This window comes from Haloarcula sp. H-GB5, from assembly GCF_054850705.1.
The window spans coordinates 749,925-773,691 of sequence record NZ_JBTWBG010000001.1; the positions used below are offsets into that span (position 1 = coordinate 749,925).

Annotated in this window: 26 protein-coding genes; 13 read left to right on the forward strand and 13 right to left on the reverse strand. The window is 64.8% G+C overall.

What is annotated here, in order from left to right; translation table 11 throughout:
- The first annotated feature begins 30 nt into the window (after window positions 1-30).
- From ACYJ11_RS03930 to ACYJ11_RS03940, 3 genes are read left to right on the forward strand one after another with little or no spacing between them, the layout of a single operon-like run.
- Window positions 31-732, forward strand: coding sequence for a DUF4129 domain-containing protein (locus tag ACYJ11_RS03930; RefSeq protein WP_461646798.1), 702 nt, complete (start codon window positions 31-33; stop codon window positions 730-732).
- Window positions 729-2,675: a DUF58 domain-containing protein gene (locus ACYJ11_RS03935; protein ID WP_461646799.1), complete on the forward strand. Its 1,947-nt coding sequence runs from the start codon at window positions 729-731 to the stop codon at window positions 2,673-2,675. The genes ACYJ11_RS03930 and ACYJ11_RS03935 overlap by 4 nt, the downstream gene beginning before the upstream one ends.
- On the forward strand, window positions 2,659-3,168 hold the full coding sequence (locus tag ACYJ11_RS03940; RefSeq protein ID WP_461646800.1) for a DUF7519 family protein: 510 nt from the start codon (window positions 2,659-2,661) through the stop codon (window positions 3,166-3,168). The genes ACYJ11_RS03935 and ACYJ11_RS03940 overlap by 17 nt, the downstream gene beginning before the upstream one ends.
- A gap of 13 nt (window positions 3,169-3,181) precedes the next feature.
- On the opposite strand, the gene ACYJ11_RS03945 is transcribed toward ACYJ11_RS03940, so the two are convergent.
- On the reverse strand, window positions 3,182-3,568 hold the full coding sequence (locus tag ACYJ11_RS03945; protein WP_461646801.1) for a hypothetical protein: 387 nt from the start codon (window positions 3,566-3,568) through the stop codon (window positions 3,182-3,184).
- Between the two features lie 123 nt (window positions 3,569-3,691).
- Between ACYJ11_RS03945 and ACYJ11_RS03950 the strand changes: the two genes are divergently transcribed.
- The 3 genes from ACYJ11_RS03950 to ACYJ11_RS03960 all read left to right on the forward strand — a co-directional run bounded on the left by ACYJ11_RS03950 (window position 3,692) and on the right by ACYJ11_RS03960 (window position 6,349).
- Complete coding sequence (locus ACYJ11_RS03950; protein ID WP_461646802.1) at window positions 3,692-4,117, forward strand: DUF5518 domain-containing protein; 426 nt, start codon at window positions 3,692-3,694, stop codon at window positions 4,115-4,117.
- 81 nt (window positions 4,118-4,198) lie between these two features.
- The gene (locus ACYJ11_RS03955) at window positions 4,199-5,281 is read left to right on the forward strand and encodes a geranylgeranyl reductase family protein (protein WP_461646803.1); all 1,083 of its coding nucleotides are present in this window, start codon (window positions 4,199-4,201) and stop codon (window positions 5,279-5,281) included.
- A gap of 63 nt (window positions 5,282-5,344) precedes the next feature.
- On the forward strand, window positions 5,345-6,349 hold the full coding sequence (locus tag ACYJ11_RS03960; protein ID WP_170097004.1) for an AI-2E family transporter: 1,005 nt from the start codon (window positions 5,345-5,347) through the stop codon (window positions 6,347-6,349).
- 31 nt (window positions 6,350-6,380) lie between these two features.
- On the opposite strand, the gene ACYJ11_RS03965 is transcribed toward ACYJ11_RS03960, so the two are convergent.
- The gene (locus ACYJ11_RS03965) at window positions 6,381-7,175 is read right to left on the reverse strand and encodes a sulfurtransferase (RefSeq protein WP_461646804.1); all 795 of its coding nucleotides are present in this window, start codon (window positions 7,173-7,175) and stop codon (window positions 6,381-6,383) included.
- A 264-nt stretch (window positions 7,176-7,439) separates the two neighbouring features.
- Between ACYJ11_RS03965 and ACYJ11_RS03970 the strand changes: the two genes are divergently transcribed.
- From ACYJ11_RS03970 to ACYJ11_RS03980, 3 genes are all read left to right on the forward strand, one after another.
- Complete coding sequence (locus ACYJ11_RS03970; RefSeq protein ID WP_188974947.1) at window positions 7,440-8,303, forward strand: sulfurtransferase; 864 nt, start codon at window positions 7,440-7,442, stop codon at window positions 8,301-8,303.
- A gap of 286 nt (window positions 8,304-8,589) precedes the next feature.
- Window positions 8,590-8,895 carry a hypothetical protein gene (locus tag ACYJ11_RS03975; protein WP_188974949.1) on the forward strand — a complete coding sequence of 102 codons (306 nt, stop codon included), beginning with the start codon at window positions 8,590-8,592 and terminating at the stop codon, window positions 8,893-8,895.
- A 410-nt stretch (window positions 8,896-9,305) separates the two neighbouring features.
- Entirely contained in the window at window positions 9,306-10,541 is a 1,236-nt protein-coding gene (locus ACYJ11_RS03980; RefSeq protein ID WP_461647373.1) for an MBL fold metallo-hydrolase, read from the forward strand.
- Between the two features lie 28 nt (window positions 10,542-10,569).
- Here ACYJ11_RS03980 and ACYJ11_RS03985 read toward each other — a convergent pair whose 3' ends face one another.
- Window positions 10,570-10,749, reverse strand: coding sequence for a ribbon-helix-helix protein, CopG family (locus ACYJ11_RS03985; protein WP_170096999.1), 180 nt, complete (start codon window positions 10,747-10,749; stop codon window positions 10,570-10,572).
- 150 nt (window positions 10,750-10,899) lie between these two features.
- Here ACYJ11_RS03985 and ACYJ11_RS03990 point away from each other — a divergent pair, with 150 nt between their 5' ends.
- Window positions 10,900-12,132, forward strand: coding sequence for a hypothetical protein (locus ACYJ11_RS03990; protein ID WP_461646805.1), 1,233 nt, complete (start codon window positions 10,900-10,902; stop codon window positions 12,130-12,132).
- Between the two features lie 56 nt (window positions 12,133-12,188).
- Entirely contained in the window at window positions 12,189-12,491 is a 303-nt protein-coding gene (locus ACYJ11_RS03995; RefSeq protein ID WP_461646806.1) for a cupin domain-containing protein, read from the forward strand.
- Window positions 12,492-12,496: 5 nt separating this feature from the next.
- Here the strand turns inward: ACYJ11_RS03995 and ACYJ11_RS04000 are convergent, their stop codons facing one another.
- From ACYJ11_RS04000 to ACYJ11_RS04010, 3 genes are all read right to left on the reverse strand, one after another.
- A complete protein-coding gene (locus ACYJ11_RS04000; protein WP_461646807.1) occupies window positions 12,497-13,282 on the reverse strand; it encodes a hypothetical protein in 786 nt (261 codons plus the stop codon).
- A gap of 39 nt (window positions 13,283-13,321) precedes the next feature.
- Complete coding sequence (locus ACYJ11_RS04005) at window positions 13,322-14,398, reverse strand: CNNM domain-containing protein (protein WP_461646808.1); 1,077 nt, start codon at window positions 14,396-14,398, stop codon at window positions 13,322-13,324.
- A gap of 83 nt (window positions 14,399-14,481) precedes the next feature.
- Window positions 14,482-15,423 (reverse strand): oxidoreductase, encoded by a 942-nt coding sequence (locus tag ACYJ11_RS04010; protein WP_461646809.1) that lies wholly within the window; start codon window positions 15,421-15,423, stop codon window positions 14,482-14,484.
- Window positions 15,424-15,507: 84 nt separating this feature from the next.
- Between ACYJ11_RS04010 and ACYJ11_RS04015 the strand changes: the two genes are divergently transcribed.
- Window positions 15,508-15,762 carry a glutaredoxin family protein gene (locus tag ACYJ11_RS04015; RefSeq protein WP_461646810.1) on the forward strand — a complete coding sequence of 85 codons (255 nt, stop codon included), beginning with the start codon at window positions 15,508-15,510 and terminating at the stop codon, window positions 15,760-15,762.
- A gap of 187 nt (window positions 15,763-15,949) precedes the next feature.
- A complete protein-coding gene (locus ACYJ11_RS04020) occupies window positions 15,950-16,246 on the forward strand; it encodes a hypothetical protein (protein ID WP_461646811.1) in 297 nt (98 codons plus the stop codon).
- Between the two features lie 78 nt (window positions 16,247-16,324).
- On the opposite strand, the gene thiE is transcribed toward ACYJ11_RS04020, so the two are convergent.
- From thiE to ACYJ11_RS04055, 7 genes are all read right to left on the reverse strand, one after another.
- The gene (thiE, locus tag ACYJ11_RS04025) at window positions 16,325-16,960 is read right to left on the reverse strand and encodes a thiamine phosphate synthase (RefSeq protein ID WP_005537432.1); all 636 of its coding nucleotides are present in this window, start codon (window positions 16,958-16,960) and stop codon (window positions 16,325-16,327) included.
- Between the two features lie 42 nt (window positions 16,961-17,002).
- Window positions 17,003-18,064: a PhoU domain-containing protein gene (locus ACYJ11_RS04030; protein WP_461646812.1), complete on the reverse strand. Its 1,062-nt coding sequence runs from the start codon at window positions 18,062-18,064 to the stop codon at window positions 17,003-17,005.
- A gap of 2 nt (window positions 18,065-18,066) precedes the next feature.
- Window positions 18,067-18,744, reverse strand: a complete 678-nt coding sequence (gene phoU, locus ACYJ11_RS04035) for a phosphate signaling complex protein PhoU (protein ID WP_461646813.1) — start codon at window positions 18,742-18,744, stop codon at window positions 18,067-18,069.
- Window positions 18,745-18,747: 3 nt separating this feature from the next.
- Entirely contained in the window at window positions 18,748-19,653 is a 906-nt protein-coding gene (gene pstB, locus ACYJ11_RS04040; protein ID WP_461646814.1) for a phosphate ABC transporter ATP-binding protein PstB, read from the reverse strand.
- Between the two features lie 2 nt (window positions 19,654-19,655).
- The gene (gene pstA / locus ACYJ11_RS04045; protein ID WP_461646815.1) at window positions 19,656-21,269 is read right to left on the reverse strand and encodes a phosphate ABC transporter permease PstA; all 1,614 of its coding nucleotides are present in this window, start codon (window positions 21,267-21,269) and stop codon (window positions 19,656-19,658) included.
- On the reverse strand, window positions 21,269-22,393 hold the full coding sequence (gene pstC / locus ACYJ11_RS04050; RefSeq protein WP_461646816.1) for a phosphate ABC transporter permease subunit PstC: 1,125 nt from the start codon (window positions 22,391-22,393) through the stop codon (window positions 21,269-21,271). The genes pstA and pstC overlap by 1 nt, the downstream gene beginning before the upstream one ends.
- A 78-nt stretch (window positions 22,394-22,471) precedes the next feature.
- Window positions 22,472-23,695 (reverse strand): PstS family phosphate ABC transporter substrate-binding protein, encoded by a 1,224-nt coding sequence (locus ACYJ11_RS04055; protein WP_461646817.1) that lies wholly within the window; start codon window positions 23,693-23,695, stop codon window positions 22,472-22,474.
- Between the last annotated feature and the right edge of the window lie 72 nt (window positions 23,696-23,767).

Sequence of the window (23,767 nt, forward strand, 5' to 3'; positions counted from 1 at the left end):
TGCTGGAGCCGGCAATCGGGAGGCGTAACTGTGGCGCGGTTCGGCTCGCTGGCGCTGGCTGTTCTCGCCGTCGTCGCGCTGGCGATGGTCGCCGCCTCGCTCGACACCGTCTCGACAGCGCCGACGGTGACGACCGGGGAGTCGACAGGCGATTCGACGCCGCCCCCGCAAGGGCCGGGTGGCGGCGGACCCGGTACCCCGGAAGGGACCCAGTCGGCGACCCGTATTCCCGAGACGGACGCTGAGACTGCGGCCGCGTCGAACGCAGGTGACGGGCCGCCGCGCTGGCAGGTCGTCGCCGGCCTCGCGCTCGTCGTGCTGGGCGGGCTGGTCGTCCTGTACGAACTGACTCGCGGCGAGGCGACCGAACCGGACTCCGACGACGAGGACCCGCCGCCCACGCCGGCGGCACCCGCGGCCGATTCCGTGTTGCTCACAGGGGACGTGCCACCAGAAAACGACGTGTATCGGGCGTGGTCCGCACTCAGAACCCACGTCGAATCGGTCGGCGAGGCGTCCGGACTGTCGGCTGAGAAGCCCGTGACACCTGCCGACGTTCGGGAGGGGGCAATCGAGTCCGGCCTCCCACAGCAGCCGGTGACGGCGCTGACCGAACTGTTCTGTGCGGTCCGGTACGGCGACGCGGCCGCGACACCGGAGCGGGAGCGGCGGGCGCGAGCGGTCGCAACCACACTGTCGCTGGACACGCCTGTCCGGGGTGATGCATCGTGAGGCGGCGACGCATTCCGACTATCGTCGGCCTCCTGGCTATCAGTGCCGGCGTGCTCCTGCTGGCACTACCCGAACTGGGCGGTGGACTTCTGCCCCGCGTGGCCGCGACGCTGCTGACAGTCGGGGTCGGGGCCGCGGCAGTGGTGCTCGCGGCCAGAGAGCTGTTCGACAGCGACGACTCGGAGCTACGGCTTCCGACGCCCGAGTCCCGGCCCCAGTATCGGGTCCCCGGGGCGGCGTTCGCCGAGCGGCTCGACCGGATCAGCACTGTCGGTCGCCGCGCTGCCGACGACGCGGACGAGTGGGACGGGACGCGGGAGCGAACGCCCAGGGAGCGGGTGTACGCGTCGCTCCACGAGCTTGGCGTCGATGTACTCGGACGGACCGACGGGGACACGCCGGGCGCAGCCGCCGACCGGCTCGCGGACGGGGCGTGGACCGACGACGAGGCGGCCGCCGCCTTCTTCGCCGACGGGCTGTGCCCGCCGCTGCCGCGTCGGGCGTCACTCCCCCTCGTTCGACCCGAGCTACCCGTGGTGCGTCGGGCGCGTCACGCCGTCGCCGAGTTAGCCGAGCGACTGGCAGCCAACGCGCCCGACCCGGCCAGCCGGCTCGCTCCGGTCGAAACGATAGGTGACGGGGCGGCCCAGGGCGAGTACTGGCCCACCGCCGAACTCCCCCGAACGCGGTCGACCGGACGGACCAGGCGCGTCGCCGTCGCGGTTCTGCTTGCCAGCGCGGGCGGCGTCGTGATGGGCGTTCCCGGAGCGGTACTGACCGCCGCGTTCGGGATCGCACTCGCCGGGGCCGCCCGGATCTGGGAGCCGACGGCTGACATCGAACTCACTCGGACGCTCGAACCGCGGACGCCGACCCCCGGATCTACCGTCGAGGTCACCGTGACGGTGCGGAACGTCGGCGAGACGACGGTTCCGGACCTCCGGCTGCTGGACGGGGTCCCCGCCGGACTCAGCGTCCACTCGGGGTCGCCGCGGCTGACCACCGCGTTGCGGCCCGGCACCGAGCGGTCGTTCACCTACGCGCTGACGGCGGCCCCGGGCACCCACGCGTTCGAATCGCCGCTCGTGATTGCGGGCGATTTCGCTGGCGCACGCGAGACGGTCCGGACCGTCGCAGTGACGGACGGCCACGACAGCCTGGCGTGTGGCTTCGAGCGGCGCAGTGACGACGCCAGCTCGCCCCGAGAGCAGGCGACGCAAATGCCGGGGCAACAGAAGGCAGGAGTCACCGGGAGCGGCGTCGAATTCGACTCGCTGCGTGCGTACCGCCCCGGTGACCCGGCGTCGAGGATCGACTGGCACCACCGCGCAAAGACCGGTGACCTGGCGACAGTCGAGTTTCAGGAACCGCGACAGCCGCGGGTCGCCGTGGTTGTCGACGCCCGCCGTGCGGCGTACGTCGCGGCGACACCCGGCGATGTCCCAGCGCCACGCCACGGCGCGTCGGCCGCCTACAGCGTCGCCGACCGACTGCTCGACGACGGGGTTCCAGTCGGTATCGGGACTGTCGGGGCGGGCGACTGCTGGCTGCCGGCGACGACCGGTGAGGCCCACCGCGAGGCCATCCGGACGCGTCTAGCCGGCGACGCCGCGGTTCCGTGGACGCCACCGGAGGAGTCGACGCAGATCCGCGAGGCCGTCGACGACCTGACGGCGCGGCTCGACCCCGACGTGCAGGTGGTCGTCGTCTCTCCGCTCTGTGACGACGACGGTGTCGACCTCGTCCGACAACTGGAGGGAGCCGGCCACGGTGTCTCGGTGGTCAGCCCGGACTGTACGGACCCGTCGACGGTCGCCGGGGCCTACGCGCATCTCGCCCGTGAAAACCGACTTTCCACGCTTCGGGGGCACGACATCCCGGTCCGGGACTGGGACCCGACGACGCCGCTCAGGGAGGTGCAAGCCCGTGGCGCGGCGGTCTGAGCGGGACCGACGGTTCGAACCAGGGCTGCCGCGGTTCAGCACCGGAGTCAGCGCGGTTTCGGTTCTGGCCGTTTTCGGATTCGTCGCGTCCGACCCTGTATCCCTGGCGTTCGCCGTCGTCGGCGGGCTAGCGGTTGGCGTCGGCCTGCTGCGTCGGATCGAGTTCGCGCTGACGGCCGGCGTCGGCGGCCTGTTCGTGGCCGTGCTACAGGCCGGTGCTGACGGGTCGCCGGAGTGGGTCTTGGGCGCGACGGTGCCGGTCGTGCTGTCCTGGGTGACCGCCAGACACGCGTTGCGGTTGGGTGCGCAGGTGGGCTCCGTGGCCCCGACGCTCCGGGTCGAACTCGTCCACACCGTCTCGGTCGTGGTACTCCTGACCGCGGGCGGGGGTATCGGCTATCTCGTCTACCGGTCCGTGACGGGGACGCCGTCGCCGCTGGCGCTGGGCCTACTGCTGCTCGCTGTCGTCGCGTTTACGCTTTCACTGCGGTGACGGGGGTACCCGATCACAGGCTGGTGATGGCCGCGTACCCGAGGCCGGTCGTCACCGCCGTCGCGGCGGTCGCGAGTAGGAGAATCTTCGCCGCTTTTCGCCGATCGGCGCGGACGGCCTCGCTGGCGTCGACGCGCCCGCTTGAACCGCCGGACCCCGAGAGGTCGTAGCGGGCGAGCGCACCGAAGGCCACGCAGAATCGGAAGTAGTCCTGAAACGCGCCGACGTACCCGCCGAAAACGAAGGGGATAGTCGCCCACAGCGACAGGTCGGGGACCGCACCCACTGCAACGGCGAGGGCGACACCGATGGCGACCGCGAATGAAGCAATGGCCGACAGTCGGCGGGCGCGGCGCTGGTTCGCTCCGATGTTACACACCCCGGGCTGATACTCTGTCATAGGCGGTAACAGGGGCTACACCGACAAATACGCCCTGCTTGGACCGGTGGCGCAACAGACGCTGCCAGCAGTTTTGTATCATCAGGGATGTGATTTTTCAGTTCGGCGGTCAACCATCCGGCTATGCCCCTCCAATTCAAGCTATCGAAGACGTGGAGGTGTGCCCTCATCGGCGGCCTTGTCCCCGCAGCGTTCACGCTCGTAGACGTGTTGCGGTCAGGATCGGATATCACATTTCAGGGGCTCTTCCTCGGTGGCGTCATCGCAGGATATCTGGTCAAACGCCACGGCGGGACAGGGACTGCCGCCGGAGTCAGAGCCGGACTCATCGGCGGTATTCCAGCGCTCTGGTCGCTGAAAGAGCTGGTGGTCGCTATCCCGACGATTCCGAACCCGCTGTGGTTCCGGACCGTCGGCGTCGGGATGGCGCTGGCAGTCGGTGTATTCCTGCTCGTGTTTCCGGTTGTGGTCGGCGGTCTGGCCGGTCGCTACGGCGGCTGGCTGGCCGAGCGACAGGGCCATCCAAAGGTCCCCACGGCGAGTAGCTGACCCGGCGGTCGCCCCGAAAATAGGGACAGCAGTCCGTCTGAATCGAGAAGCTATTTGGTTCGTGACACCGAGAGAATGTGTATGCACGATGTTGTGGTGGTCGGCGCGGGACCGGCTGGGTCCCGGTACGCGCGCCAGGCGGCGAGTCGGGGGCTCGACGTGGTGGTGTTCGAACAGGGGGAGATCGGCAAACCGCTGGCCTGCTCGGGCCACGTGAGCACAGATATCTGGGATTTCACCGAGGACGCCCGCGACGAACTGTTCCAGAACGAGATTTCTGGCGCACGCTTTCACACCGGCGGTCCCGGTAGCCAGGACCACCCCTTCTACAAGGACGAAGTCATCTCGAACGTCATCGACCGCGTCGGACTCGATAAGCATCTCGCAGAAGTGGCCCACGACGCCGGTGCGGATGTACGCGAGGAGCATTCGGTCGTCGGCGTCACCGAGGACAGAGACGGCGTCACCGTCGAGGTCCGCGGCGATAACGGCGTCGAGACACACCGGGCGAAGATGGTCGCCGGCTGTGACGGCCCGAAGAGCCGCGTCCGGCGGGAACTCGACCTTCCGGAGCCCAACGAACTGCTGCACGGCGTCCTCGGGTTCAGCGACGAGGTGGATCACAACGATTTCGTCGATGTCCACCTCACGGTCCCACGGTTTTTCGCCTGGCGTATCCCGCGGGGCGAGGCTGGCGTCGAGTACGGGCTGGCGGTGCCGCCGGGCGACGACGCTCGCGGCCGTTTCGAGGAGTTCGTCGACGGCTACGGCGTCGAAACTGATCACCGGTGTTCAGGACTCATCCCGATCGGCCCGCCGAAGCGAGTCACCGGCCGACGGTCGTTCCTCATCGGCGACGCCGCGGCCCAGACCAAGCCCTTCACCGGCGGCGGCATCCGCTACGGCATGACCGCCGCCGACCACGCGGCCCGGGAAATCGACCCAGAGGACCCGGCGACGCTGGGCGAGTACGAGCGGGCGTGGCGCGACGACCTCCGACAGGAGATCCGCCTGGGCCACGCGGTGCGGGCCGGCTACTCCGCGCCGGAGCCGATACAGAAAGCCGGGATGAAAGCCTTCGAGGGCGAGATCGGTGTCCACATGGACCGGCCGACGACGCTGTTCTCCCGGGAGCAGTTAGCAGCGCTGTTCTCCCGGTCCTGACGACGTGTTACCGAACTATCGTGTGCAGGTAACGTTTTTACCGACCGCTGGAAAAGGGCGGGCGTGGTAACACGCCGACGAACCTACGTCCTCGCGGGCTTGCTCGTTCTCACTGGCTGTCTGACGACAGTCCTGCTCGCGCGAGTGCTATCGACGATATTCTTCGCAATCACGGTCGCATACGTGCTGTTCCCCGTCTCGGAATGGCTCGGACGCCACGGGCTCAACAAGCGGCTTTCGGCGGCCGTGACGACAGGTATCGCCTTCGTCAGCGGGACACTCATCGTCGTCCCGCTCGGGGCCGTGCTGTACCTGCGCCGCCGTGACCTGTTTACATTCTTCCAGCAACTCCCGCCGATGGTGACCATCGATATCGGCGAGTTTAGCTATCCGGTCGAGATTGCGCCAACGCTGATATCAGCACGACGGATACTCACGGATTTCGCAGTCGACCTCGCGGCAGAATCGCCCGTCCTGGCGCTGAAAGCCGTCCTGTTTACGATTCTCGTCTACGCGATGCTCTGGCAGCCACAGGCCCCGAAAAAAGCCGTCTACCGGACGGTGCCGACATCGTATCACGAGGTCGTCAACCGACTCCATCAGCGGCTCCGGGGAACCCTGTACGCGATTTACGTTCTCCAGGCGGCGACGGCGTTCGGGACCTTCGTCGTAGCGTGGCTCGTGTTCTGGATACTGGGCTATCAGGGCGCGTTCGCGCTAGCAGTGGTCGCCGGAATCCTGCAGTTCATCCCCGTTGTCGGCCCCAGCGTCGTCGTCCTGACCATCGCTGTCACGGATGTCATCAACGGTAACATCACCGGTGCGATACTGGTAACCGTGCTCGGCCTCGTCTTCGTCGGCTTCCTCCCCGACGCGGTCATCAGACCGAAGCTCGCCCGCTACACGACCGGCCTCCCAGCTAGCCTCTACTTCGTCGGATTCACCGGCGGCGTGTTGACCCTGGGTGTTATCGGCTTCATCGCCGGGCCAGTCGTCATCGCGCTGTTGGTCGAACTGTCGTCGCTGTTGACGAGCGAGCGACAGGGAGACCAGCAGAAACTGACGTAGTGTGGACTGTGTCAGCGGTCGCGACGCCGACTCAATTGGTCTCCAGCGGCCGCCCCTGTGCCTCCCATTCGGTGAGGCTCCCCTCGTAGAAATCCACCTGCTCGAAGCCGAGATGCCGCAAGACGACGTAGGTATGGCTGATTCGACGGGCAGTGTTACAGTAGAGGACGATACGTTTCCCGGGGACGATCCCGGCGCTTTCGAGAACTGACAGTGCCTCGTCTTGCGGCAGCAGTCCCCGCGTCTCGTCGTCGACGAGGTCCCGCCAGTCCAGCAGGACTGCACCGGGAATGTGGCCTGCGTCGTACTCCTCGTCCTCGCGTGTGTCGACCAGCACCGCGTCAGGGTCGTCCGCGGCATCAGCGACCGCATCCGGGCCGACCAGCGGCGTCGAGTCGGGTCGTGTCACCTCGTAGTTGGTCGGCTCGACGGTCGGCGTCTCGCTCGTCGTCTCCCGTTCGAGTTGCCAACTGGAGAAGTCGCCGTTGAGGAGATGTAGCCGGTCGGGGTCGTGGCCGAACAGTTCCGCAGTGACCAGAAACCGTGCGGCGAAGACGCCGTGGTGGTCGTCGTACGCGACGATATCGCTTTCCGGCGTAATGCCGGCCTCTGAGAGTAGCTTCGCCCAGTCGTCTTCGTCGGGGAGCATCCCCTCACCGTCATCGGACTCCGCGCCGTGTTCGTCCGCCCGGAACGAATCGAAGGGTACGTTCACCGCGCTCGGGAGGTGTCCGAGGCCGTCGTACTCCCACGCGTCTCGCACGTCGACCACCCGAAGGTCGTCGCCCCGACTCGACACCCACTCCGCAGAGACGAAATCAGTCATCGTCCACGCGTAACCGCTCCGTCCGCTTGAAAACTCCCATCACAGCCGGTCGAAGGTGGCTGCAAATGCTGCCGCTTCTCGCGAGAGCGCGGCCTGACTCATATCTGGACATGGAACGCCATGGCCCCTGTCCGCTGGGCGGCGAACGTAGTGGACAGCGACATGTCCCAGTAGAAGCAATATCTGCCGGCACGGTGGATGAGTGGCCGAACATGCCGAAAGTCGTAGTAATATATGTCTGGTAGACTTACGCTTCGATGCATTATGACTGACTACGCTAACGACGTGCTCGTCTCGGCCGACTGGGTCAGCGAGCATCTGGACGAGTTCCAGAGCGACGACCCCGCCCACCGACTGGTAGAGGTGGATGTCGACACGGAACTGTACGACGAGAGCCACGCGCCCGGCGCAATCGGCTTCAACTGGGAGACGCAGCTCCAGGACCAGACCACCCGTGACATCCTCGACAAGGAGGACTTCGAGGACCTGCTCGGGTCACACGGCATCAGCGAGGACTCGACGGTTGTCCTCTACGGTGACAACTCCAACTGGTTCGCCGCCTACACATATTGGCAGTTCAAGTACTACGGCCACGACGACGTGAAGCTGCTCGACGGCGGCCGCGAGTACTGGGTCGAGAACGACTACGAACTCACCGACGAAGAGCCCGAGTTCTCCGCGGTCGACTACGAAGCCTCCGGCCCGCGCGAGTCCATCCGCGCCTACCGAGAGGACGTCGAGAACGCCATCGAGCGCGAACTGCCGCTCGTCGACGTTCGCTCGCCCGAGGAGTACTCCGGCGAGATCCTCGCACCCCCTGGACTCCAGGAGACCGCGCAGCGCGGCGGCCACATCCCCGGCGCACAGAACATCTCCTGGGCGGCCGTCACCAACGACGACGGGACGTTCAAAGACTACGACGAACTCGAAGAACTCTACGCCGAGTACGGCATCGACGGCGACTCCACGACGGTCGCGTACTGCCGCATCGGTGAGCGCTCATCTGTCGCCTGGTTCGCCCTGCACGAACTGCTGGGCTACGACGACACCATCAACTACGACGGCTCCTGGACCGAATGGGGCAATCTGGTTGGTGCGCCTATTGAGAAGGGCGAAGCGGACGACTAACGCGAGATTCGACCGACAGGAGAATCTCGGTTAGGCGAGCGGGCCATGCCCGCGAGCAAGCGAAGCGAGGGAGTTCGCTTCGTAGCGAAACGGGGAGCCCGTAGGGCGACCCGTGAAGCAAGGCGAAGCTGAGTAAGCGACGGCGCAAAATTGGAGACCTACTTTCGAATTTTTGTGGCGCTGTTCGGTGAGTGACAACGCCCGTAGCCGAGAGAGTGATACGTTCCGAACGGCTCTCTTTCAGTCGGAAAAGACAGCAGCGTTTCCAACCGTACATTCAAGTCAGATGCGGGTCCTACACCCGGGTGTGGACCGAACGGAACTCGAACGGGAACTCCGCGACGCCTTCGACGCCGACCCGGATATCGTCACGGTCGTCGCCAGACAGGCGCGGGACCTCTCGGAGTCGGACCAGTTCGTGACCGACTTCGGGGCGGAACTGACCGTTGAAGATGTCGTCGACAACCTCGCGGACGCGCCCGAGGACTATCAACTCGCCGAGCGATGGAACTGGTGGCTGGGTGCACTTGACCTCTCACACGGCGGCTACGCGCGGTTCAGCGTGCGACAGGACATCGACAAGACATCCTGACCTGTCGCTGTCGGGGATTTCTGTGTGCGAAAAACGGCGCGACGCCAGTCAGTGTACGCTAAGCCCGTGTGCCTCTCGTGCGTGTTCGAGGAGTTCCTCCGTCGTGTCGAACTCCTCACCGCAACTGCACGTGTGGTACGTCGTCGGGGGTTGCTGGCGTGTCGCCATGACAGGTGGATAATGAGCCCCGAGTATAATAATTGTTTATGCTAGCGTGATAACACTGCTCAACCTATGTGTTATCTGTACACAATACTGTAGCCGAAAGCAACGCCCTGATGATTCATAGCCACTGAACGTCCAGATATCGTCGTGTTCTGGTTCAAATGTATTCTGTCTGTTCAGCGGTTGGCGACACGGTTCAGTCAGAACCGACGAACGGAAACGGGCGCGACGCGTCCATCCCGATAATGGATGTGCAGTTTCTCGGCGGGGCGGGTGAGATCGGGCGGAGCGCCGTTCTCATCGACGAGTCGCTGCTGCTGGATTTCGGGATGTTGACCGACTCGCCGCCACAGTTCCCGGTGCGGACGCCGTCGCCGGACGCCGTCGTCGTCTCGCACGGCCATCTCGACCACGTCGGGACCATCCCGGCGCTGGTGTCGGGCGACGCGCGGCCGCCGATCCACTGGACGCCGCCGACGTACGAACTGGCGATGACGCTCGCGCGGGACACGCTCAAACTCCACGGGGGCACGGTCAACTGTCCCTTTACCGAGACGAACGTCAAGCGAGTTACGCAAGTGTCAGAGACCCACAGCTACCGCGAAACCTTCGAGGCCGCCGGCTACGAGGTCACCTTCTACAACGCCGGCCACATCCCGGGAAGTGCACACGTCCTCGTCGACGACGGCGACACCCGACTGCTGTACACGGGCGATTTCCACACGGACGACCAGCGCCTCGTGGCCGGGACGACGGCCCGTCCGGACGCGGATGCGATTATCTGTGAAAGTACCTACGCCGACGTCGACCACGAACCCCGAGAGACAGTTGAGGAGCGGTTCGTCGAAAGCGTCGAGACGACACTCTGGGAGGGCGGCACCGTCGTCGTACCCGCCTTCGCTATCGGGCGAACGCAGGAGATGCTGCTCGTCTGTGAGGCACACGACATCCCGTGTTACGTCGACGGGATGGGGAAGCAAGTGACCGAGATGCTCGGGCAGTATCCCGAGTTCGTTCGGGACGCGGACGCGCTCCGGCGGGCGAAGTCTCACGCCCGATTCGTCACGGGCAAGGACGGCCAGCGGAAGCGTATCACCGACCAGAAGGCGGCAATCGTCACCACCAGCGGGATGCTCTCGGGCGGCCCGGCGATGACGTACATCCCTGAAATCCGCGGCAATCCGATGAACAAGATCACGATGACCGGATATCAGGTCGAAGGAACGCCGGGTCGGGACCTGCTAGAGACGGGCAGTGCCGAGATCGACGGCCGGATTATGCCAGTCAGCGCACGGGTCGAGCAGTACGACTTTTCGGCACACGCCGACCGGGATGGGCTGTTGGCGTACCTCGATAGCTACCGTGACACGCCGGTACTCGTGAACCACGGCGACCGCTGCGAAGCGTTTGCAACTACGCTTTGCGAGGACGGCTACGACGCGACAGCGCCCGAGTTAGGCGCGACCGTGGCCCTCCGGTAGGCAGTCACACAGGCGACCGCGGCCCCGCTCAGTCACTCTCGTCCGCATCCTCAGCAGCACGCTGTTTCAGCCACTCGTCAAGCAGGTCGCGGATTGCGGCGTCCCGGTTGTCGCGATGGTCGGCGAACGCCTTGTCATCAATCGCGTCGAGCAACTCCTCGTCCAGTTCGACCTCGATCGATTCGAGGTCCAGAAACGCTTCGTCCATTGATTACGGGGAGTTGGACGGCCAGAGAAATATATCCTCGTCAGACAGCCGTCGGTCAGTCGCGTGACAGCGGTCACAAAGGCAAGCAACTCCGGAAGAGTATCAGGAAACCGCCGTGCTTTGATTACGACTCGTGGCGTATCCACAGTGATGGGTTCGCTACAGTCTCTGATCGGTTCCCACCGGCTCGACGCGCTCGGCGCATGGGCGGTAACGGGAATTCTCATGGGTGGCGTCGGACGGTTCGCGGCCGGTGGCGAATTCGATTGGGCAGTACTCACGGCACTCCTCGTCGCTATCGCGGTCACGGTTCCGCTCGCCACGCGAGACCTCGAAACGACGGTCCCGGCGGAGTTGCTCGGACTGGTCGCGGTGCCAGTACTCGTTCGGGCGTTCGGTAGCTTTCCACAGGTCACCCCGTTCCTCGTGGTCGCCGGGGTCGCACTGTTGCTGGCCGTCGTCCTCGATGCGTGTACTTCGCTGGCGATGACGCCGCGGTTCGCAACGGTGTTCGTCGTCATCGTGACGATGGCCGTCGCGGGTGTCTGGGCGGTCGGTACCTATGCGACCGACACGCTACTGGGAACCACGTTTCTCGATGGACAGACAGAGCTAATGTGGGATCTCGTCACTGCGACGGCCGCCGGTATCGTCGCCGGCGTCGTGTTCGAACTGTACTTCGAGCGGTCAGCACGCATCGCCCGATTGCGCGCCTCTGACCCGGATCTGTCGGCAGTTGACCAACCGGGAGCGTCTCTTCCCGGAGACGATCAGCGCCATCGTCTCGCGGTCCGGGCGCTACAGGCTATCCTCGGTGGGATAGCCGTATTCGCACTCGCGCAGGGCAATGTGACGCTGTTCGTCAACAGCGGCGGCCCGCTGATGATAACGTTCCTGCCGGCGCTGTTCCGCCGGGAGTACGGCTACGCGATGAACACTGGTCTCGTACTGTGGATCACGGTGGCGTCGACGCTGCACGCGGCCGGCGCGTTCGAACTGTACGAGGCGTTTGGCTGGTATGACAGTTTGGCCCACGCCGTCTCGGCATCGCTCGTGGCCGGCGTGGGATACGCGATCGCACGGGCAGTCGAACGCTACTCCGGGGCGGTTGATTTCAACAGGGAGTTCCGCGCGACCTTCGTCGTCCTGTTCGTCCTCGCGATGGGGGTCGGCTGGGAGATTCTAGAATTTGCCAGCGGCGGCGTTGCGTCGATGATCGGCGGCGAGGCGGTCCTCGCCCAGCACGGAACGAGTGACATCGTGAACGACCTCGTGTTCAATACAGTCGGCGCACTCATCGTCGCGGGCTGGAGTACCGCCCATTTCGAGGGGCTCGCAGCCCGGCTCACCGGGCGGGTCGGGCGGCTCACCAGCAGTGAGTGAGTCCCTGCTGTGCGCTCTCCCGAAAGCGATTCTACCGTACAGACGGACCGAAACGTATGGAGCAGTCGCATCTCGGGTTCGACCGCTACTTCGAAGTCGCCATGGAGACTGCGGAGGCACAGGCCGCGGAGATGGCTGTCGAGCCCGGCCAGTCTGTCGGCGGGCCGGAGAACTACCACGCTGACAGCGACCAGTGGCTGTTCGTGGTCAGCGGTACCGGTGTCGTCACAGTCGATGGCGAGACCCACCGGATCGACGCCAGCGACCTCGTCCGCATCGAGGCCGGCGAACGCCACAGCATCGAAAACGACGGGACCGAGCCACTGGAGACGGTCAACTTCTACACGCCGCCGCGATAGTCGTTTCAGGTCGCCGTCCCGTCGTTCGGAGGGGACAGTTCGTAGCAGGTGCCGTCCCGGATGACAAATCCCGCATCCGACGCTGCGAGTGTCTGAGCTGGGTCATCAGTGACAGTCGACGCCGCATCCGGCTGGAGGGTCGCGTCGAGTGCCTCAACTTGGGCGGCGTCGAGTGACAGCGGTTCGAGCGTTACACATCGGTCGCCGTCCGTCGGTTCGACCGAATACCTGACTACGGTGGGCTTGTCGGCGGTGACCTCCAGCGAGAACACGTAGTACGACCCGTTGTAGGCGTACACCGAGCTGTTTGGCTCGAAGCCGCCCTTATCGGAGTCATAGCGGTGCTTTCCCGCTGCAATCGCGTCGACAGCGGCGCGCCGGTGGCTGCCCGGAAGGTCGGCCACGCGAACCGTTGACTCGTTCCCGGGGTCGTCGACTTCGCTCACGCTGTACTCTTTGACATACCCGACGGACCCGCTGGTCCGCTCGACGACCGTGTACGTCGTCCCGTCGAACGCGAAGCAGTCGAACTGATGAAGCACATACGCCCACCTATGGTCGGTCACGTCTGCCGACGTATCGCGGGTAGCCGTTTTGAGTTCCTCGACCGTCTCCGAAAAGATACCGACGGTCGCCGTGTGGGGCACTGCTGCGGCGTCGACCGGTGACAGCACTACTGGGGCTGGCGTCGCTGTCGTCGTGGCTTCCTGCGATGACGGGGCGCTGAGTCCGGAACAGCCGGTAACGAGCGTACAGGCAACGGTGCCGAGGATGGTCCGGCGGGAGGGCATAGTCGTCGGTTGCCGGCCGACCGGTAAATGCTTTCAGCGTTAGGCGACGCCGGCTTCGGCGTCCATCGGGTCCTGAATGTCGCCGACGACCTCTTCGAGCAGGTCCGTGACCGTCACAAGCCCGACGACCTCGCCGTCTTCGAGCACGAAGGCGAGTTCCTGACGCTCGGCCTGAAACTGGTCGATGGCGTCGCTGACGGTCGTAGCCGGCGACATCGTCATCGGCGGCGAGGCGACGGCTTCGAGGTCGATACGGTCAAGCAGACCACCGTCGCCGGCCTGCTCCTCACGCTCGTCAACGAGCGCGGGGATGTAGACGATACCGAGGAAGTCTTCGAGCGTCTCGCCGACGAGTGGATACCGGGTGTGGGGTGTCTCGGCGATCCGTTCGGCGTTGGTCGCGTCGTCGTTGGTGGGCGACAGCGCGACGATGTCTTCCCGGAGAATCATCACGTCGCCGACTTCGCGGTCGCCGACGCGGAACGCAGAGAGAACCTCCTCGCGGCGCTCATCCGATACGTCGCCGCGGTCCAGAACGGAGCCGAGTTCGTTTCGCAGTTCCCCGCGGGACTCGATGCTATCGACTTCGGCTTCGAGCCACGCGCCGGACATTTCGACGCCGAACAGTCCCAGCGTCCACTTGGCCACCCCGTCACCGACGGCGATAATCGGCGAGATGAGCCTGGCAAAATAGTACAGCGGTGTCGCACCGTATCGGCAGACGAACTTCGCGCGCTCGACGCCGAGATACGTCGGCGTCTGCTCGCCGTGAGTCAGGTGGACGAGGTTGATGAGGAGGAAGGCAATAGCGCCGCCGACGCCGACACCGGCCAGGACCGACGACTCGAAATACGGCTCGAAGATGGCTGCAAGCGCCGGCTCTGCGATGATACCGACTGCGATACTGGAGGCGGTGATGCCGACCTGACAACTGGTGAGATAGATCTCCAGATCGTCGGTCATCTCCCAGGCGCGCCGGAGGCCGGGCTCGTCGAACTCCGATTCGGTGTACTGTCTGGCTCTCGTCAGCGCGAACTCGATGGCGACGAAGAAGCCGTTCGCGAGGATCAGGGCGAGTCCTGCAAGCAGCCTGACCGCGATTTCGACTGGTTGCATGTGCCGGCGAAGTTCACGTTCCGCCGGTGAAAAAGTGGGGATTGCCGGTCCCGCTCGCGTCGCAGCAGCGCTGTCGGCTGTTCTCAGGTGCTCCCGAAGTCGTACTCGACGCCGGTGAGGTCAGTCGAGACTTCCCAGAGCTGCTCGGCGGTCTCCTCGTCACGCGAGGCGTCGTTGGACTGCTGGAACTCGGGCGGGCCACGCATGTCGAACAGTCCGCCGGGCCCGACGTACTCCCCGCCGATGACATCCTCGGCGGTGGCGGCGTACAGCATCGGCAGCGCGCCCTGTTCGGCGGACTGGGCGAGCACGGCGTTGGCAACGCCCATGGCCGCGGTTCGCAGCGTCGACCCCATCTCTCGCGGTCCGCGGAACTGGAGATCGGTATCGGCGTAGCCGGGGTGGCAGGCGACGCTTAGCACGTCGTCCCAGCCGTGGTTGCCAAGCCGGCGCTGCAGTTCGTAGGCAAAGAGCAGATTGGCGAGCTTGCTCTGGCCATACGCCGACCACTTCCCATAGGAGCGCTCGCGCTGGAGGTCGTCGAAGTCGATCTCGCCCATCTCGTGTGCACCGCTGGACTGCGTGACGATTCGGGATTGGCCATCGGCGGCCCCGAGCAGGTCCAGCAGGTGCCCGGTCAGGGCGAAGTGGCCCAGATGGTTGACGCCGAACTGCGTCTCGAAGCCGTCGACCGTCTCGCTCCGGGGAATCGCCATGACGCCGGCGTTGTTACAGAGAATGTCGACGGCGTCGTAGTCGTCCCGGAGGGCGTCGGCGAACGACGCGATGTTCGACAGGTCGGCCAAGTCACACTCCCGGACATCGAGCGTCGCGTTCGGAACGGCCTCGCGGATCTCCGCAGCGGCCGACTCACCGCGTTCGACGCTCCGGCAGGCCATCACCACCGTTGCGCCCCTGCGAGCGAACGCTTTCGAGCCTTCGAGTCCCAGCCCGCTGTTCGCGCCAGTCACAACCACGGTCCGGTCCGTCAGCGGAGGCATGTCTTCGATAGTCCAGCCTGTCATTGGCACAGGTACGGGCGCGAGACACTGAAACCCATCGCCGGCGGGAGAGTGAGAGTCTTATGCCGTCGCCCCCGTGTTCCAGTGATGAGCGACGTGTCGATCACCGTCTACACGCGCGAGAACTGCCATCTCTGTGAGGAAGCCATCGAGACAATCGAGCGAGTCGCCGACGACGAGGGGGCCGCCATCGCGCTGGACCTCGTCGACGTCGACGAAGACCCCGACCTCCGCGAGGAGTACGGCGAGCGCGTCCCGTATGTCCTCGTCGATGATTCGCCGGCGTTCAAATACCACGTCGACGAGCGACAGTTGCGCGAGAAACTGCAGCAGTCGGCGTAGCCGGAGGGCGTCGTAATCAGCGGGCTATGGGCATCGAGTGAACAGTCGGTAGCCTCCCGCTGCGAGTGTCACACAGCGGGTCAGACACTCACCGACAGTGAAGCAGATCGCTCACTACTGAGACCAGCTCGGGTCTCTCAACCATGTGCCAGTGAGCTTATCATTTCTCGGTGATAATATGTCGGCGATGCCCTCCAGTATTAGTGAGACGATCTTCAGCGAACCGTCCGGACGCCCAATTTCACTCGTCCACGCCGCCGGCACGCTCATTTTCGCCGGTCTGTATATCTATGGCCGGGTTGTCGGTGGGTCTTCCGGTGGTTGGCTGCTCGTCATGGTACTCGGGACCGGAATAGCCGGCATCGCCGAAGCACTGCCGGAGCGGCGGCGGCAAACGGCTGGTGTCCTTCGCTCCGTCGCGATTCTTGTGCTCCTCTGTCTCGTCGTTGTGTCCGTCGTTGCACCCGACTTCATCGTGGGCTGACTGCCGTACTGTCTCGGGAGTCGTCGCGTTGCCCTCCCACAGGAACGTTGGAATGCAAGTCGTCGACGGCTGCCGGGGCTACTGACTGCGTTCGACTGCGTGTTGCAATGCTTCAGCCGCCGCCGCCGGGTCGTCAGCCCGCGTAATTGCTGTGATAACAGCCACACCGTCGGCTCCGGCTTCGACGACTTCGGCGGCGTTCTCGGCCGTGATGCCACCGATGCCGACAAAGGGGATGTCTACTGCCTCGGCGATAGCAGCGACGCGGTCGGTGCCAACGGCGTACTCGTCGTCGTCGATATCGTCTTTCGAGCCAGTGGCAAACACCGCGCCGACACCGAGGTAGTCCGCACCGGCCGCCGCCGCTTCCCGAGCGTCTTCGACGGTCGAGACCGAGCGCCCGATGAGCGCGTCGTCTCCCAGAAGCTCCCGCGCGACGGGAACTGGAAGGTCGTCGTCGCCGAGGTGGACCCCGTCGGCGTCGAGTGCCTGGGCGATGTCCACGCGGTCGTTGACGACGAACGTGACGCCGGCCTCGCGGGTCAGTTCCCGCAGTTCCAGACCGAGTTCGTAGCGTTCGCGTGCGGTCCGATCCTTTTCGCGAAGCTGGACGACGCCGACGCCGCCGTCGATCGCCTCCGCGACGATTTCGTCGGTTGTCCGATCCGCCGAGAGCGACGCCTGCGTGACGAGGTACACGTCCCAGTCGACCATAGCGGGTCTCGGAACCGATGGCCCTTGTGTGCTGTGCGTTCGTCAGGACTCCGTTTCGGCTGTCGAACTCGGCGTGTTTGCCTCGTCAGTGTCGGCTTTGTCAGCCGTGAGCGCGCCGTCGCGGACGGCCATCCGAAGGCCGAACTCGGCGATGTTACCGCCGTGTTCCGCCGTTCTGGCGAGGCTATCGAGAGCGCGCGTGAGCCGGTAGTCGGCGTCACCGGCCTCGAACAGTTGTCGGTCGAGGCTGGTTATCCGCTCTCGGACATCCCGGCGCGTGGCCAGTGTCTGTCGGGCGGTGTCGACGCAGGCGTCGCCGATGATGACGCTGACTGCGTCTTCGACGATGGTGTGGATATCCTGTGCAATGTCAGCGAGGGCCGTGACAATGGGTCCGTCGGGCTGGCCGTTGAGTTGGTCGGCGACCGTTCCGATGCGTTCTGCGTGATCGGCCACGCGTTCGAGGTCGTTCGCAGTCCCCCAGAGAGTGAACAGTTCCGGGCGCGTCAGGCCGAGTGCGTCGATCTCGTCGAGGCGACCCAGACTCCGCTCGAAATAGCGGTCGATCATGGCGTACAGCCGGTCGGCCTGGTCGTCCCGGTCGGCCCAGCGATCGCCGGTCGTCCCGGTCGTGAGCGCAGCCATCGCGTCCCGGTGCATCGACAGCGCGACGAACTGGAGCTGGCGGACCGACTGTCTGACCGACACCTCTCTGGCGTCGAGCAGCGTCTGGACCGTCACCTGTGATTCGGTCTCCTCGGCGACAGTCACGCCGGTCAAGTTTCGAGTGACGCGTTCGATCGCTCGGTGTTGTTTGTCAGTGAAGCTGTCGGGAGCTTCGAGGACGACGGACTCGACCCCGGCGGCGTAAGCGGCCCGAAGCAGCTGTTCTATCTCCGCCGGGTCGTCGTTTCCGGCTTCCAGTGTGACGTGGTTCCGCGGTGCGGTCCGGGACTCCGGGGTCTGAATCACCAGCAGCCCGTCGATGTGTGTGTGGAGGTTCACCGTCGTCCCGGCCGTACAGTTCTCCGATTCGGCCCACGCTTTCGGTAGCGAAACGGTGTACGTGCCGCCGCCGACGGTCTGTACCTTTCGGGTTTCCATGGTTAATAGATGAGTTCCGAATCAGTTTCGACCATATACAGGGTGCGTGCCGCGATGTTGACAGCGTGGTCACCGACTCGTTCGAGGTCCCGGACCGTCAACAGGAGTCGGGACACGTCGTCGAGCAGCTGCTCGACCGCCCAGCCGTCGTCGCCGTCGGCCTCTCGTTCGATGAGGTCCCGGGCGACGGTTTCGCTGGCCCGCTGACAGAGCGTGTCGAGCGCATCGTCGTCAGCAGCGATAGCACGGCACTCCTCGACAGCTTCCCGCCGGTAGGCGTCGATACTTCGCTCGACCATCTCGGTGGCTTCGCGGCCGATCGTGTCGACATCGACATCCGGGGCGAGTCGACGGTCGGCCGACAGGGCGTACTCGGCGAGGTTCGTCGCGAGGTCCGCGACGCGTTCGAGATCGGTGATAATCTTGAACGAGGCCGCGACGAATCGGAGGTCCGTCGCGACCGGTTGCTGGAGGGCAAACAGGTCAATACAGTCGGCTTCGAGGGCCAGATACAGTTCGTTGACCTCGTCGTCGCCGTTGATGACCGACTGCGCCAGGTCTTCATCGGCGGACCGGAGCGCGGTAAGCGCTGCATCGAGACGCTCGACGACGAGTTCGCCCATCGCGACCACGTCCTTCCGAAGTTCGTCCAGTTGTTGCTGGTACGACTCGCGTGACATAGGTCACCCGAACTTGCCGGTGATGTAGTCCTCGACGCGCTGGCTCTCCGGATTCTCGAAGATCTTGTCCGTGTCGTCGTACTCGACGAGCTTGCCGCCGGTGAGGAACACGGCGGTCTGATCGGAAATACGGGCCGCCTGTTGCATATTGTGAGTGACGATGACGACAGTGTAGTCCTCGGCCAGATCGTGAATGAGGTCCTCGATCTTCGAGGTGGCGATGGGGTCCAGCGCCGACGCCGGCTCGTCCATCAGGATGACCTCGGGGTCGACTGACAGGCACCGGGCGATACAGAGCCGCTGTTGTTGCCCGCCGGAGAGACCGAGGGCGTTGTCGTCAAGACGGTCGGCGACCTCGTCCCAGAGCGCGGCCTGGCGCAGGGACTGCTCGACCAGCTCTTCGGCCTCGTCCCGGTCATCACGGCCGAGCAGGCGCGCGAGCAGACCCGTCTCGATATCGCCGTGCTTGCGTGGACCGTAGGTGATGTTCTCGTGGATGGACTTGGGGAAGGGGTTCGGTGACTGGAACACCATGCCGACGCGCTTGCGAAGTTCGACCAGATCGATTCCCTCTTGATAGATCTCCTTGCCGTCGAACTGAACCGACCCGTCAACCCGCGCCGAGCGGATGCGGTCGTTCATCCGGTTGAGCGAGCGCAGGAACGTCGACTTCCCACACCCGGAGGGGCCAATGAGCGCCGTAACGCTCTTTTCGGGGATCTCGATGGTGACGTCCTTGAGGGCGTGGTCGTCGCCGTAGTAGACATCGAGGCCCTCGCTGGTGAGCTTGGCCTCTCCCTGGAACTTGTAGTCAGTCCAAGACTCTTGGACCTGTTCTATGGTCTCGCCCGCGGTCGTTTCTATCGTGCTGTCTGTATCGGTTCTCTCTGAATGTGTGGTTTCGCTCATGATCACTCGTACTGGAGTTTCCGTCGGAAGTAGTAGCGCGCCCCGATACCGATAGCGTAGAACGACAGGACGACGACGAGGAGGATCAGCGCCGTCGCCCAGCGGAAGTCGTTCGGGTTCGCGACGTTATCACCCAACCCCACGCCAGCGGTGATGAGCGCGAACAGCTGGTAGGGCAACGCCGTGGTCGCCTGGAGGAGTTCCGGATTGGCGACGAACGGGGGCGTCGCCGTAAACTGGAAGCCACCGATGACATCGACTGTTTGGCCGCCGGAGGTGAAGGTGCCACCGGCCATCGTCAGCAGGATAGGTGCCGTCTCGCCGGCGATGCGACCGACACCGAGGATGACCCCCGTGATGACGCCCGGGAGGGCCGCAGGCAGGACGACGCTGCGGATGGTTTGCCACTTGGTGACCCCGAGGGCGGCACTTGCGTCGCGGTACTCGTCGGGGACCGACAGCATGGCCTCGCGGCTCGTAATGAGCACCAGCGGCAACAGCATGAACCCGAGCGTGAGCATCCCCGACAGCAACGACTTCCCGTTGCCAAAGCGGGGGATGAGGAAGGCGAAGCCGAACAGGCCGAAGACGATGCTGGGCGTGCTCCAGAGGCCGTTGGTGGCCACCTCGACGGCCTGGGTGAACCGTCCGCGCTCGGCGTACTCCGTGAGGAAGATGGCGGCGCCGATCCCGAGCGGCACCGCGAACAGGACGGCACCGATCACCAGCCAGAACGTCCCGACGATGGCAGGCAAGACGCCCTGGTAGTCGTTCAGCAGGTCAACACCATGCATCACGAACGGCAGCGACACCGGCAAATGGATACCGAGGCCGATTTCAGGGCCGACACCCAGACCCACCTCGGCCCCGGTGAGCAGCCCCGGGATGCCCCGGAAGACGGTGAACGCCAGCAGAATGACGAGTACCGCAACGATGGATAGCGCGTTCACGTAGACGAGGGCGTACGCGCCGACGTGGCGGCCGCGGGCCCCGAACCCGCCGTAGGCCTTCGCGGCAGCCCACCCGACGTACAGTGACGTTACGAGCGTCAACGCCGGGACGACAAACCCGGCCGTAAGCGACGCCTGTTGCTCCCAGCCGAGGTCCCAGACCCACTCCGGCCCGATGATGCCGCTGAGGAGGACCAGCCCGGCCAGTATCGAGAGTGCGCCGATCGGGAGCGTCGATCCGAGGTCCTCGCGGGGGAACGCGGTGGCCGCGAACGCGACTGCGCCGGTGACAAGGCCGAAAACCACACCGCCCGTAGAACCGAATCCGAGCATGATCGACCCGACGCTGATGCCGGCGACGAACCACGGGACGGCCGCGGCGACGGCTGCGACGAGACCGGCGGTCGGGCTGGGTGTCGTTTCCACGTAGCCGAGGTAGGACCCGATTCCGAACGTGATGATCGCGCCGCCGAGGAGGATTAGCAGGCCACCGACCAGCGGAACGACCGGAACTCCCACGAGGGTGCCGGTGACCGACACCACGTCGAAGAATGTGGCCAGCGAGAGCGCAAACAGGAGGGCGGCCAGACCCACGGCGATCCCAGCGACGGCCTCGGTGGAGTCCGTCCTGCCGCTGATCAGGTCTGACTCGGTCGCGCTCGCCATTAGACCTCACCCCCAAGCTTCTTTCGCATCCGCCACTCAATATACTGGGACCCAATAGAGATGATCAGGACTGTGACAAAAAGAATGGTTCCGGCGACGAACAGCGCGTCCATCTGGAGGCCGTCGGCCTCCCCGTAGTTGCGGGCGATGAGCGACGTGAGCGTCTCCTGCCCGTAGAAGACGTTGATAAGCGGGTCAGTGAGCCGCGGGACACCCCGGAGCATCACCGTCGCAGCCATCGTCTCCCCGATGGCCCGGCCGACGCCGAGTATCACCGCGGCGGAGACGCCCGAGAACGCCGCGGGGAGTGTGATCGAGGTCATCGTCTGCCAGTCGGTCGTCCCGACGGCCAGCGACCCGCTCTTCATCGACTCGGGCACGCTGCTCAGCGCGTCTTCGGCGACCGAAACCACCGTCGGCAGCGCCATGAGGCCGACGACGATACCGACAAACAGGTACGTTCCCTGACCGGTGGTTTGGAACTGCCTGCTGGCCCAGGGACTCAACAGCGTGAACCCGATGAATCCGTAGATGATGGAGGGGATGCCAGCGAGGATCTCGACGCCGGGTTTGACGATATCACGGACCGCCGGCGGAGCGATCTCCGAGAGAAACAGGGCGGCGGCGACGCCGAGCGGGGCCGCCACCACGGTTGCGATGACCGTCACAACGAGCGTCCCGTGGATCATCGGGACCATCGAATACCTGACTGGATCGCTCACGGCGTCCCACCGCGTCTCGAGGAACATCCGGAGGCCGGGCACCTCGACGCCGAACACCCGCATGCTCTCGTAGCTGAGTACCGGCACAGAAGCCTGGAAAATGAACACGATGATGAGGCCGAGTATCAGGAGCGTCGAGGCAGTCATCGCCAGCGTCAACGCTCGTGCGGTCAGTTCTTGATGCCGCAGCCAGCCATAGCCGGCAGTGATCAAAAACAGCGCGAACGGGGCTATCGTCAGCGAGGAGACGGCGAGGAACCCTGCCAGCGCAGCCAGCAAGGCCACCGACATCACCGAGACAGTCACCAGTGCCCCGGTCTCGGTGCGGTCGACGAACCGTCTTGCCTGCCGTATCCTGCGTTGTCCCGTGCCGGTCCCCGGCTCGTTTGTAGTTTCAGTCATGTGGGGAAGTGTAATAGTTTAAGATTTGACAGTATGAGAACGTGAAGATTTCATTAAGCGAAGACGGAGTCGACAGCGTCAGGGCTTGACTTGGTTGACCGCTTCCTGCATCTCCTCGAGATCGGAGGTCGGCAGTGGGATGTAATTGTTGTCCTCGACGAAGAGCGTCTGGCCGAACTCCGTCAGGAACATGTTGATGAAGGCGGCCTCACGCCGGTCGCGGCCCCCGCCGTTGGGGTTGCCCTCCTCGATGAGCGTGTACATGTGGAGGTCCCGATTAAGCGGGTAGTCGCTGTCGTAGATCGTGTGTTCGGCGTCACGGTCAGGCTCGTAGACCGTCCCCTCGAAGTCGATGGCGATGGGAAGGACTTGGTCGCTGGTGAACGCCAGCGCCATGTAGGCGATGGCGCCGTCGTTCTGGGAGACCAGCTGGGCGACCTGCTGGTTCTGGCCCTGGCGGGTGTCGACTTCCATCGACGCGTTCGCGTCACCAAGCATGTTCAGGCGGAAGGAGGTGTCCGTCCCGGAGCCCTCGGCGCGACCGATGACGTAGATCTCTTGGTCGTAGCTGACTCCGTCGAGGTCGCTCCAGTTGTCGACCTCGCCCTGATATATCGCACGAATCTGGTCGCCTGTCAGCTGATCGATGCCTTCGTCGGAGACGTCTTTGCTGACGACGACCGGCTGACCGTCACGACCGACGACGTTATCGACGACCGTGTTGTCGCGCTTCTCCTCGCTCCATCCCAGCTCCGCGGTGATGGGGCCGGAAGAGTTACCGATGTCGACGAGCCCGTCGACGACGGCCTCACAGCCGGTCCCGGAGTGGCTCAGGCCGACTGTGGTCTGGAACGGAGCTTCCGAGCGTTGCTCCGTGGGCTCGAAGCCGAACTGGCTGGCGAAGTAGTCGGCCAGCAGCATGTCGGTGTCGATCTCGTCCCAGCCAGGGACGCTGCCTTCGTCGTTCTCGCCCCAGTATTCGCCGTCACTCGGCGGCGCGTTGGAGTTCCAGTATGAGCTCCCCTTGTTCGCGATGGGGTACACCGTCGAGGAACCCTCGGCGTCAAGCAGTTCGGTCGAGTTGCCTCCGCCCGAGTCGTCGCTGGTCTCGTCCGAGGAACCGTCACTGGTCATGTCCGAAGAACCGTCGCTGGTCTCATCGCCACCGCTGCTTCCATCGGAGCCCCCGTCCGAGCTGGACTGACCACCACAGCCGGCTAGACCGGCTGCCCCGACCGCACCCGATGTGAGAAGGAATTTGCGACGTGACACCCGTTTCGACCGTTCTCTGTCTGACGTCATCAACTGAAAGGGGAGATGGGATAACTAAAGCGATTTATAATACTGGCCTGTTACCCCCTCTACCCCCCAATA